Genomic DNA, 12,570 nt, shown 5'->3' with positions numbered 1-12,570 from the left:
TGATTATGAATTACCTAAAAGAATTTGTAATCCTTTGTGTTTGTTTATTTTTAGGAGCTATTACAAGAAGTATTATAAATTATCCAATACCAGAACCTGTTTATGGAATGATTTATCTTTTTATAGCCCTACAATTTAACATACTCAAAAGTGAAGATATAAAAGAAACTTCTGATGGTATTTTAAAAAATTTAGCTTTTCTTTTTGTACCAGCAGGAGTAGGAATACTTGCTAATGTCGATGTCATTAAAGGAAAAATTTTCCAAATAATTATTTTAGTTATAATTGGAACAATAATTTCAATGGCTCTTACAGGACTTGTAGTGCAATTTTTACAAAGGAGGAAAGATGCTTGATAATCAATATTTTGGTATAGTTTTATCCTTTGCTGCCTACGAAATTGGAAAATGGATAAATAAAAAATTAAAAACTCCTATAGCAAATCCACTTCTCATTGCTATACTTTTGATTATAGGATTTTTATCCATCACAGGAATCGACTATGAATATTACAAAAAAGGTGGAGATTTTATAGCATTTTTTATAGGACCTGCAACAGTTGCAATGGTTTTAGATTTATATGCAAATCTTGACACACTAAAGAAAAATATTTTGCCAATACTTGTTGGAGTTGGATTTGGAACAATATTTTCATTTGTACTTGCCATATTTTTATCAAAAATATTCCAAATTGATAAAAATTTAGTTGCAAGTTTAATTCCACAATCAATAACAACAGCAATAGCCATTTCACTTTCCGGAGAATACCAAGGAATAATTGGACTTACTGCAATTGTCGTTGTAATTAGAGGAGTAAGCGGAGCAGTTTTTGCCCCTATTGTAATGAAAATATTTAGAATAAAAGATCCAGTTGCCCAAGGAGTAGCCATAGGCACATCATCCCACGCAGTTGGAACAAGTCAAGCAAGACTTATGGGAGAAATTCAAGGAGCAATGAGCGGACTATCAATTGCTATTGCTGGAATAACAGCAGTAATAATAATGCCACTTGCTATGAAATTAGTTGAAATAATAATTTAATAGAAAAATAAAATGAGCCTAAATTGGCTCATTTTATTTGCTTTTAATATAAGATTTATAGCTTTCTAGCACTTTTTTGTAACCATCTTCTTCTAAAATATTTTCTACATATTCTTTTATTTTTGCTGTAGGAATAATTCTCTTGTGGTTTTTTTCTACCATTTTCATTAAATCATTTTTTAAAATTGATATATCTGATGTATTAAGGTCAATATTTCCATCTCTTGCTGCATTTTTTATTGATCTTAATATCTTGTCAATATCAAATAATTCAATTTTTCCATTTCTTTTTTTAACATATAATTTGTTGTCCAAAAAATTTTCAATAACTTCAATCTTCGCTTTATCCAATTCATCTGCAATTTCTTCTATTGATAAATTTTTTCCTTGATAATAATCGATAATTATTTTTGTAAGATCTGACATATATCCCCCTAATTTTTTTCTTTTTATATTCTTACCCTAATTTTTTAGAAAATAAAAGATTGGACAAAATCCAATCTCAGACTGTTGACAAAGTATACAAACCCTCATGCTAAGAATATCATACGGAAAAAATTGATTTGATTTCAAATTTTAAAATTCGTCAAAAATCGCACTCTAAAATTTAAAGCTATGATATTTTATTAAATAAATTAAATTCAATTAAATTTTAATTCTTCGTTTTATTCCGAGGGATAAATATTAAAATCGTGCCACTGGCACAATTTTAAGCTATTTATCTGTCATCGCGTTAGCGAGTTTGCGATTTTAGAATTTTGAAATTTAGAAATCAACAATTTTTGTAGTCAGATATTCGTGCTTGAGGGTTTGTCTACGCTCTGAAATTGGACAAAATCCAATCTTTTTTATTTATTATTTTTTTGTATAGTTTGGAGATTCTCTTGTTATTTGAATATCGTGTGGATGGTTTTCTACTAGGGTTGCTGGGGAGATTTTTACAAATTTTGATTTTTCTTCTAATTCTTTTAAATTTCCTGCACCAACATATCCCATTCCTGAGCGAAGTCCTCCAAGAAGTTGATAAATTACATCTCCAACATATCCTTTTAAGGCAACTCTTCCTTCAACTCCTTCTGGTACAAATTTTTTGGTATCATTTTGGAAATATCTATCGCTTGATCCGGATTTCATTGCAGAAAGTGATCCCATTCCCCTGTATTCCTTGTATTGTTTTCCTTCAAATACAATTGTTTCTCCTGGTGATTCTTCTGTTCCCGCAAATAATGATCCTGCCATTATTACACTTGCTCCACATGCTAAAGCCTTTGTAATATCTCCAGAATATTTTATACCACCGTCGGCTATAATTGGAATTTGCGAATCTTTTGCAGCCTTTACACAATCAATTATTGCAGAAATTTGTGGAACTCCAACTCCTGTTACAACTCTTGTTGTACAAATTGATCCAGGTCCTATACCAACTTTTACAGCATCAACTCCTGCTTTTATCAAATCTTTTGTGGCTTCTCCTGTTGCAACATTTCCTGCTATTAATTGAAGATTAGGATATTTTTCTTTGATTTTTTTAATTGCAGTAATTACTCCTTTTGAATGCCCATGAGCTGTATCAACTGTTACAACGTCAACTTTTGCACGAACCAAGGCATCAATCCTATCCATCATATCACGAGTAATTCCTACTGCAGCTCCTACCAATAATCTATCATGCTCATCTCTTGCAGAATCTGGATATTGTCTTGATTTTTCTATATCTTTTATTGTAATTAATCCTTTTAATTTAAAATCATCATCAACTATTGGAAGCTTTTCAACTTTTCCTGATTCCATTTTTTTAACAGCATCTTCCATAGAAATTCCAACTTGACCAACAATAAGACCATCTTTAGTCATAATGTCGTCAATTTTTACATTTTCATCATTTTGAAATCTCACATCTCTGTTAGTCAAAATTCCCTTTAAGGTCATATTATCATCAACAATTGGAACACCACTTATCTTATAATTTGCCATTATTTCCAAAGCTTCTTTTAAAATATTTTCAGGTTTTAAATAAAATGGATCAGTTATTACGCCGTGTTCACTTCTTTTTACCCTATCAACTTCTTTGGCTTGGTCTTCTATTGACATATTTTTGTGGATTATTCCAATTCCACCTTGCCTTGCCATGGCAATTGCCATTTTTGATTCAGTTACAGTATCCATTGATGCTGACATCAAAGGAATATTTAATTTGATTTTTTTTGTAAGATTTGTTTGTAATGAAACTTCATTTGGTAAAACTTCTGATGGTCCTGGAACCAAAAGTAAGTCATCAAATGTTAATCCTTCTCCTATTATTTGCATAAAGCCTCCTATTTTTTAAAATAATTTATTGCATTTTCAAATATTTTTTGCTCTTTTTTATCGTAAATATTTTTGTATAAATCTGAATCTAATCTTTCAACATGGCCCATTCTACCCAAGATTTTTCCGTCTTTGGATAAAATTCCTTCAATATTATAATCAGATCCGTTTGGATTTATTTCATATACAGAAAAAATTTGACCGTTTTCTAATAAATCTTTGTATTTTTCTTCATTTACAATAAATCTTCCCTCGCCGTGAGAAATTGGAATTTTGTAAGTTACATCCAAATCAAGACCACTTGTCCATGGACTTTGATTATTTAAAACTTTTGTATCAACAATTGTTGAAATGTGCCTATCATTTGTGTTGTAAGTTAATGATGGGTCATCTTCTTCGATTTCTTTAATTTTTCCATAAGGAAGAAGTCCAGTTTTAATCAAAGTTTGGAAACCATTACAAATTCCAATTATTAAGCCATCATTTTCATCAAGCATATATTCAATGGCATCTTTTATTTTTTTATTTCTTATAATATTTGCCAAAAATTTACCAGAACCATCTGGCTCATCTGCCATTGAAAATCCTCCAGGAATGGCAAAAATTTGTGAATTTCTGATTGATTTTGAAAGATTTTCAATAGATTCTTCGATAGCTTTCTTATCTAAATTTCTAAATAAATTTATCTCAACTTCTGCCCCATATTTTTCAAAGACTTTTTTTGTATCCCATTCACAATTTGTTCCTGTTACGGCAAGAATTGAAACTTTGACCTTATCAACTGGTTTTTTTGATTTTAAAGAAACTTTCATCTCTTTTTGGTCGATTTTTTCATAAGGAATTTCTTCTTTTGGTGCAAATACTTGATTTAATTCATTTAAGTAAGATTTTTCTAATTTTTCACTATCTAATTTTTCTCCATTTACAATTAAATCATCAGAAAATTCTCCAATTTTTTCAACAAAGTCTAAATCTTTCTCATATTCAACCACGAAAGATCCAAACATTGGATTATATAAATTATCAAAATTTAAAGTAAAATTAGAATTTCCAAAGGCTTGTTCGTAAATATTTGCTAAAATTCCCTTATTATCAAGGGCAATAGTAGAAATTATTTTTCCATCTCTCATTGCCTTTATTAATTTTTCCAATAAATTTTTGTAATGATCAAGGTCAAGGGTCATATCAGAATTATATTTTGCCCTAACAAGACCAATTTTTCCTTTGCCTTTCAAATCGTTTGATTTTATATTTTCAATATCTTCAGTTGTCGCTGCAAAAGAAATTAAAGTTGGTGGAACATTTAAATCTTCAAAGCTTCCACTCATTGAATCTTTTCCACCGATTGGAGGCATTTTGAAAAAGTTTGTTACTTCAAAAGCTCCCAAAAGTGATTTTAATGGCTTGGACCAAGATTTTTCATTGTCCATTTTTTCATAAAATTCTTGGAAGGATAATCTTATTTTTTCCAAATCGCTTCCAACAGAAACAAGTTTTGCAATTGATTCTATTACTGCGTAATATCCTCCCAAATATTGGCTTTTTTCTGACAAATATGGATCAAATCCGTAGGACATTATTGAAACAGTTTTAGATTTTCCTTCATTTACTGGAATTTTTGCAACCATGGCTTGAGATGGATTTACTTGTTTTTTTCCTCCAAGGGGTTGAAGGACGGTGTTTTGTCCAATGGTTGAATCAAATATTTCTATTAAATTTCTTTGGCTAATAACATTTAAATCTTTTATTTTATCGTAAAAATATTTTGGATCAGAAGATTTTTCTTTCAAATATTTTGGAACTTCTTCGCTTACAAAATTAACTTTCGCCTTTCTTTCTGCTCCATTTGTATTTATAAAATCATAGGAAATATCTGCAATTTTTTTATCTTCATAAAACATTCTCATCCTATTTGTGTCAGTAACTGTTCCAACTAGAGCTGTTTCTACATTTTCTTCCCTACAATATTTTTCAAATTCTTCTCTATCATTTTTGTCAATTAAAACTGCCATTCTTTCTTGGGATTCTGAAATTGCAATTTCTGATGGTTTAAGTCCTTCATATTTTAATTTAACTTTTGAAAGGTCTATATCAATTCCATCATAAAGTTCTCCAATTGCAACTGATACTCCACCAGCCCCAAAATCGTTGCATTTTTTTATAAGTTTTGAAACTTCACTTCTTCTAAATAATCTTTGAAGTTTTCTTTCTTCTGGGGCATTTCCTTTTTGAACTTGGGCAGATTCTGTAATTATTGAAGTTAATTTGTGAGATTTTGATGAACCTGTTGCTCCACCAATTCCATCTCTCCCAGTTCTTCCTCCAATTAACAAAACTATATCATCTTTTTTTGGCCTAAGTCTTTTTACATTTTCTTTTGGAGCTGCGGCGATTACTGCCCCACATTCCATTCTTTTTGCCTTGTAGCCTTCGTGGAAAATTTCTTTTACAAACCCTGTAGCAAGACCAATTTGGTTTCCGTAGGAAGAATATCCCTTGGCAGCAAGTTTTGAAATTTTTCTTTGTGGAAGTTTCCCCTCCATAGTCTTATCAACATCTTCTAAAATATTTCCAGCTCCAGTAATTCTCATAGCTTGGTAGACATAGCTTCTTCCTGAAAGTGGATCTCTAATTGCTCCCCCAAGACAAGTTGATGCCCCACCAAAAGGCTCGATTTCTGTAGGATGGTTGTGGGTTTCATTTTTAAACATCAAAAGATAATCTTCAAGATTTTCCTTGCCATTTTTTTCTACCCTAACTTTTACATAAACAGAGCAGGCATTTATTTCACTTGAAACTTCCAAATCATCAAAGTCATTTTTACTTCTCATATATTTTGAAAGAATCGTTCCAAAACTCATAAGATTTATTGGCTTTTTAATTTCAAGTTCATCTCTCATTTTTAAATATTTTTCAAAAGAATTTTTAATAGCCTCATCAAGAATGGTTTTTGCCTTTATGTCAATCTCAAGGTTTGTATTAAAAGTTGTGTGCCTACAATGGTCTGACCAATAAGTATCTAATATTTTTATCTCAGTTTCGTTTGGATCCCTATTTTCTTTTTTAAAATAATCCCTAACCATTTTCAAATCATTTTCGTCCATGGCAAGGTCGTGGGCCTTTAAAAATTTAGAAATTTCCTCATCTGAATAATCTATAAATCCATCATATATTTCATTTTCAAGATTTTTTTCCTTTTTTGTATCCAAGCTTTCTGGCATTTCTTTCAAATCAATTTTGTGGCTATCAACTGGATTTACTAGATAATTTTCAATTTTTTTAAGGTCATTTTCACTTAATTTTGAAAATTCATAAACTGTTGCAGTCTTACAGTCTGTTTTTTCATCCAAAATTAAATCTAGAATGTCAACAACTCCCTTTCTTCTTTGGTCAAATTGGCCTGGAAGATATTCTACTGCAAGGGAAGATTCAAAAGAATCCTCAAGTTTTTTTGCCTCATCTTTTGCATAAACATAATCAAGATTTCTTTCAGATAAGACATTATTAATTGCCTTATCCAAATTTTCATCGCTTATTTCAAGGTCGTATCTGTTGTAAATATTTAATTTTTCTAATTTTATTTTCAAAAGATTTTCTATTTCTTTTTTTACTTCTTTGGACTTGTAATCGAACCTATCTTTTTTTCTTACATAAATTCTCTTAACTGACTTTTTCATATCATATCCTTAATGTCTAAAGTGTCTGTTGTTGGTAAATACCATGGACATTTTGTACTCATTACATTTTTCAATTGAATCCTTATCTCTAATTGATCCACCTGGTTGGATTATTGATTTTACTCCAATTTTGTGAGCAAATTCTACACAATCATCAAATGGGAAAAAGGCATCAGATGACATAATTGAATCAGTAAAGTCTACATCTGGGTGGTTATTTTTGATTGATTCCAATGCCCAAATTCTTGAAGTTTGTCCACAGCCAACTCCCAAAGTTTTTCCATCTTTAACAATTACAATTGCATTTGATTTTGTATATTTTACAACTTTCATTGCAAATTTTAAATCATCAATATCTTTTTTTTCTGGTTTTACTTCAGTTACAACTTCAAAATCATCTTCTTTTGAATCGGTATCTTGAACTAAAACTTTTCCTTCCAAATATTTAACATCTTCTTCAACCATATCTTTTGATAAGTCAACTTTTATTATACGAACATTTTTCTTTTTAGATAAAATTTCCAAAGCCTCTTTTGTAAAGTCATTTGCTGCAATAATTTCTAGGAAAATTTCACTCATCATACTTGCAGTTTTTTCATCAACTACTCCATTTAGGGCAACAATTCCACCAAAAATTGATAAAGAATCAGCCTCATATGCTTTTTTGTAAGCATCAAAAGCATTTTCTCCAATAGCAGCTCCACAAGGAGATTGGTGTTTTAAAGCTACACAAGAATTTTCTCCAAGTTCTTTAGCAAGTTCCAAAGCAATATTTAAATCATTATAATTATTAAAGCTCATTGCCTTGCCGTGTAAAATTTCTATATCTTTTAAAAGTCCTTTTGCATAAGTATCTTCATAAAGACTTGCTTTTTGGCTTGGATTTTCTCCATATCTTAAATCCTCAATTTTTCTAAGACCATAAGTTTTATATTCACTTTCTTTTTTGGTTAAATCTTTGAAAAATCTAGAAATTACACTATCATAATAAGCTGTAAGAGAATAAGCTTTCATAGCCAAATATCTTCTATATTCTAAATCAACTTGATTATTTTCTAATTTTTCCAAAAATTCATCATAATCACTTGGGTCAGTCAAAACTACACAGTCCTTGTGATTTTTGGCAGCAGATCTAATCAAAGTAGGCCCACCTATATCAATATTTTCAATAATATTGTCAACATCATTACTCTTTAAGGACTCTTCAAACTTATATAAATTTACAACAACTATATCAATATCTTTGATATTATTTTCTTCCACAGTTTTTTTGTGATTTTCGTCATCTCTTTTGTAAAGAATTCCTCCATGAACATAAGGAGATAAAGTTTTTACCCTACCATCCAAAATTTCAGGAAAATTTGTTATCTCTTCAATTTCTTTTACATCTACTCCGCTTTCTTTAATTTTTTTATATGTACCGCCAGTAGATACAATTTCCACACCTAATTCACTCAATCCTCTAGCAAGTTTTTCTACATCCTTTTTTTCAGTAACAGATATTAAAGCTCTCATTAATCCCTCCCATAAGCTTTTAGTCTAAATTTAAAGACAAGAAAAGGGAAGCTAACAAAATTAGCTTCCCTGATAAAACATTACTCCATTCATAGACAAATTTGGGCATAGAAATTCACAGAAAGATCTTAGCCTTTCAATTTTTTTCATAGATAAAATCATAATTGTAAATTTTTCAATTTTAAAAATAAAATCCATGATAAATACCCCCAAATGAATGTAAAATAATCATACCACAATATTTTTAAAAATTAAAGATATATTTTTATTTTTTTAAGAAAATTAATAATTTTTTGCAATCTACATTTTTCTAGCTTTGTATTTGCTTTTGCACTTATCCTCTATCTTCAATAATTTCTATGCAATTTTAGCAATTATTCCCATATTTTCCCTCCTTGAACTTAAATGACCATTATTGTATAATTATGTCATTAAATGACTTAATTAAATTTTAAGATGCTCAAGAATTTGAGTGTATATTAAAAGGAGAAATTATGAGTTTTGAATCTAAGTTAAGAAAGCTTCGCGAAAATAAAAATTTAACTCAAGAAGAGCTGGCAAAGCTTGTTGGTGTTTCTTTAAAAACTATTTCAAGATATGAAATGGGAGAATCTAAACCGAGATATAGAAAAATTTATGATAAACTTGCAGAGGTTTTGGACACTAGCCACGATTATCTTGTAACTGATGAGGAGAATTTTATTCTTGATGCTAGGGAAAAATACGGCTACAAGGGAGCAAAAGATGCAAAGGAAATGGTTGATGGGGTAATTGGTCTTATGGCTGGTGGAGAAATAAATGAAGAGGATAAAAAAGCAATCCTTGATTCTATCCAAGAGGCCTACTATATTGCAAAAAATAAGAATAAAAAATATAACCCTCACAATGATTAGGTGAAATATGTCTTTTTTATACGATGAAATTTTTGATGATGTAAAAAAATTAATTAAAAAATATGACAGCAGAAATCCAAAAGAAATTTTAATTCAAAGGGGCGTAAATATAATTGCTTTTAAGGAAAATACAAAACTTTTGGGTATGTATAAAATTATCAAAAGAAATTCTTTTGTTTTTTACAATCCCTTTGTTGACAAAAGAATTCAAAATATGGTTTTTGCTCACGAATTGGGCCATGACCTTTATCACAAAGATATGGCAAAAAATGAAAATCTGATTGAGTATGAACTTTTTGATATAAATAGTGAAATGGAATTGTGTGCAAATATTTTTGCAGCTCATCTTCTTTTGGATGAAAAAGAACTGATAAATGATGTAAAAGCAGGCTATACTTACAACCAACTAGCCTCTATGTATAATGTGAATGTAAATCTTATGATTTTTAAATTAAATGAGATGCATAGGATGGGCATGAATATAAAAAAAGAAGAAGCTGATCCTAATTTTTTTAAGGATATTAACGGCAAGGATATAAGAAATCATGATATATACTGATGAAATTATAAATAATCCGGTAAAACTTTCCCATTATTTGATAGAAAATAGGGTGAAAAATAATATAAGAGCTTGCGATATGACAGCAGGAAACGGCAAGGATTCAAAATTTATTTTGGATAAGAAAAATCCCAAAATTTTGTATGCTTTTGATATACAAAAACTTTCACAAGAAAGATGTGAAAAACTTATAGGTCAAAGGGATAATTTTAAATTTATCCTTGATGATCACAAAAATATTGAAAAATATATAGAAGAAAAAATTGACCTTTTTATCTATAATTTGGGATTTTTGCCAAAAGGAGATAAGTCAATTACAACAAATCATAAGTCTGTGATACAATCTCTAAAATCTTGTTTGGATTTATTAAATGAAAAAGGTCTTATTCTTATAACTTTTTATCCAGGTCATGAAGAAGGCAAAAATGAGGAAAAATATGTGGGAGAATTTTTAAAAAATCTAGATCAAAAAACATTTCAAGTCATAAAATATAATTTTTATAATCAAATAAACAATCCTCCCTTCCTTATTTCCATAAGAAAGGTGTGAAAGAAATTTTTATTTGTTATAATTAATTAGGAAAGGATAAATTAGATGAAAAAAAGAAGACTTTTTCCCTTTGCTATAATTTCACTCTTACTTATTTTGGCTTTTTTGAATTTTACAAGTCCAAAAAATGCTGAAAAAATAAATCTTCCAAGCTTGGAAGAAAAAAAGATGAAAGATTTGACAAAGGATAAATATATAGAAGATTTTGAATTTGCCTACAATATTTTAGAAACTTATTATCCTTATTTTGACATAAATAAGAAAATTAATAATATTGACTGGTTAGGAAAAAAAGAAACCTTCAAAAAATATATAGAAAATTCCAAAAATGATGTGGACTTTGGCTTGAGAATGAATAAAATTTTGTATGAGCTAAATAACGACCACACCCAAATAATTGACCAAAATCAGGCAGTTGAAATGTATATAACCTACTACAAAATGCCAGAAAATGATTGGCGTCATTATATAAGCCATGTTTATGAAAAGGAAAATGTAAGAAGAAGATACAATTTAGATAATAAAAAAATAAATGATTATTTGAAATACAACCAGTATGAAACAAAAGCTAAAATAAATAAAAATAATAATATTTTAGGAAAGGCAACAGAAAATTCAAACGAAATTCGTACAGACAATATTGAAGCTAAAGATATAAATGATAAGATAGGATATTTAAAAATTAATTCAATGGTAAATTATGATTATTCAAATTATGACCGAAAAAAATTGAAAACCTATCTAAAAAAACTAAAAAACAAAAAAGCTCTAGTTATTGATATAAGAGGAAATACTGGTGGCGATTCTAGATATTGGCAAGATTTTCTTCTTCCACAAATTATAGATAAGCCATATTCTACAAGTTATTATTCTTTTATCAAAAAAGGAGATTTAAATAAGAAAGTAATAAGCCAAGAAAAATACAAAGAAGGCGTAAGCGAATTTTTAAATGCAAGTAATTTTTCAAATGATACAAAACAGATACTTTCAAAATTTGATTATTACACAAATTATCCTGCAAAAATAAGCCCAAGCGAAGATTCCATAAAATTTAAAGGAAACATCTATCTTCTTATAGATTCGTCAGTATTTTCATCAGCAGAAATGCTAGCATCTTTTTGCAAAGAAACAAAACTTGCAACAATTGTAGGAAGCCAAAGCAAGGGAGATGGAATTGGAACTGACCCCTTGCAAATTGATTTGCCAAATTCTGGATATGTATTGAGATTTTCAAAAGAAATCGGAGTGACTGAATCAGGATATATAAACGAAATAGAAAAAACAAATCCTGACATAAATATAGATTCAAATAGATTTGATGAAATAAAAGACCAACCAATAATACAAAAAATTATAGAAATAGAAGGCTAAGGCCTTCTATTTTCTTATATAAAAATATCAAGTATAGTTTCTTCGTTGATAAATTTTTTCCGAAAAAAAGGAGTAGCAATGAGTCTTATTTCAATTTTAATTTTAGCTATCGGACTTAGCATGGATGCTTTTGCAGCAAGCATTTGTCAAGGTCTTCAAATAAAAGAAAATAACATAAAAAATACCCTAAGCATTGGACTTTGTTTTGGAATTTTCCAAGCACTTATGCCTATTCTTGGTTATTTTCTAGCATCAAGTTTTGCAAATTCAATCAAAGCAATTGACCATTGGGTTGCCTTTATTTTATTATTTATAATTGGCTTCCAAATGATAAGAGAATCAAAAGATGCAAGCTGTAAAATAAGCCACGGCTTAAGCTTAAAATCTTTATTTTCACTTGGAATCGCAACAAGCATTGATGCAATGGCAGTTGGAGTTTCCTTTGCATTTTTGAATGTAAATATATTTTCTTCAAGCACAATAATAGGAATCACAACCTTTATTCTCTCATCAATAGCCTTTAAAATAGGAAATAAATTGGGCATGAAAAGCAAACAAATTTCAGAGCTTATTGGCGGAGTAATTTTAATTTTATTAGGAACAAAAATTCTAATTGAGCACTTATTTTTACAATAAGCGCTTTTTATTTGCAATTAA

The 12,570-nt window shown here is 29.3% G+C and carries 11 protein-coding genes; 7 read left to right on the top strand and 4 right to left on the bottom strand.

From position 1 onward, the window contains the following. Positions 1-5 precede the first annotated feature (5 nt). Together I6H46_RS05100 and I6H46_RS05095 are read left to right on the top strand one after the other, a co-directional pair. On the top strand, positions 6-356 hold the full coding sequence (locus tag I6H46_RS05100) for a CidA/LrgA family protein (RefSeq protein WP_004838185.1): 351 nt from the start codon (positions 6-8) through the stop codon (positions 354-356). Beyond that, complete coding sequence (locus tag I6H46_RS05095) at positions 349-1,041, top strand: LrgB family protein (protein ID WP_004838184.1); 693 nt, start codon at positions 349-351, stop codon at positions 1,039-1,041. The genes I6H46_RS05100 and I6H46_RS05095 overlap by 8 nt, the downstream gene beginning before the upstream one ends. A gap of 33 nt (positions 1,042-1,074) precedes the next feature. Here I6H46_RS05095 and I6H46_RS05090 read toward each other — a convergent pair whose 3' ends face one another. From I6H46_RS05090 to purH, 4 genes are all read right to left on the bottom strand, one after another. After that, positions 1,075-1,467: an ATP cone domain-containing protein gene (locus I6H46_RS05090; protein ID WP_019118132.1), complete on the bottom strand. Its 393-nt coding sequence runs from the start codon at positions 1,465-1,467 to the stop codon at positions 1,075-1,077. Between the two features lie 429 nt (positions 1,468-1,896). Continuing rightward, positions 1,897-3,348: an IMP dehydrogenase gene (gene guaB / locus I6H46_RS05085; RefSeq protein ID WP_019118133.1), complete on the bottom strand. Its 1,452-nt coding sequence runs from the start codon at positions 3,346-3,348 to the stop codon at positions 1,897-1,899. A gap of 8 nt (positions 3,349-3,356) precedes the next feature. Next, the gene (locus tag I6H46_RS05080; protein WP_200225488.1) at positions 3,357-7,025 is read right to left on the bottom strand and encodes a phosphoribosylformylglycinamidine synthase; all 3,669 of its coding nucleotides are present in this window, start codon (positions 7,023-7,025) and stop codon (positions 3,357-3,359) included. A 9-nt stretch (positions 7,026-7,034) separates the two neighbouring features. Beyond that, complete coding sequence (purH, locus tag I6H46_RS05075) at positions 7,035-8,540, bottom strand: bifunctional phosphoribosylaminoimidazolecarboxamide formyltransferase/IMP cyclohydrolase (protein WP_019118134.1); 1,506 nt, start codon at positions 8,538-8,540, stop codon at positions 7,035-7,037. Between the two features lie 494 nt (positions 8,541-9,034). On the opposite strand from purH, the gene I6H46_RS05070 reads away from it, so the two are divergent. From I6H46_RS05070 to I6H46_RS05050, 5 genes are all read left to right on the top strand, one after another. After that, positions 9,035-9,433, top strand: coding sequence for a helix-turn-helix domain-containing protein (locus tag I6H46_RS05070; protein WP_019118135.1), 399 nt, complete (start codon positions 9,035-9,037; stop codon positions 9,431-9,433). A gap of 7 nt (positions 9,434-9,440) precedes the next feature. Beyond that, positions 9,441-9,992, top strand: coding sequence for an ImmA/IrrE family metallo-endopeptidase (locus tag I6H46_RS05065; protein ID WP_019118136.1), 552 nt, complete (start codon positions 9,441-9,443; stop codon positions 9,990-9,992). After that, on the top strand, positions 9,979-10,542 hold the full coding sequence (locus I6H46_RS05060; RefSeq protein WP_019118137.1) for a tRNA (mnm(5)s(2)U34)-methyltransferase: 564 nt from the start codon (positions 9,979-9,981) through the stop codon (positions 10,540-10,542). The genes I6H46_RS05065 and I6H46_RS05060 overlap by 14 nt, the downstream gene beginning before the upstream one ends. A 45-nt stretch (positions 10,543-10,587) precedes the next feature. After that, complete coding sequence (locus I6H46_RS05055; protein ID WP_200225486.1) at positions 10,588-11,913, top strand: S41 family peptidase; 1,326 nt, start codon at positions 10,588-10,590, stop codon at positions 11,911-11,913. 78 nt (positions 11,914-11,991) lie between these two features. Next, positions 11,992-12,549, top strand: a complete 558-nt coding sequence (locus tag I6H46_RS05050; protein ID WP_019118138.1) for a manganese efflux pump MntP — start codon at positions 11,992-11,994, stop codon at positions 12,547-12,549. Positions 12,550-12,570: the final 21 nt, after the last annotated feature.

This window comes from Anaerococcus obesiensis (assembly GCF_016599815.1).
Classification (GTDB): domain Bacteria; phylum Bacillota; class Clostridia; order Tissierellales; family Peptoniphilaceae; genus Anaerococcus; species Anaerococcus vaginalis.
This window is presented reverse-complemented; position numbering and strand designations above follow the sequence as displayed.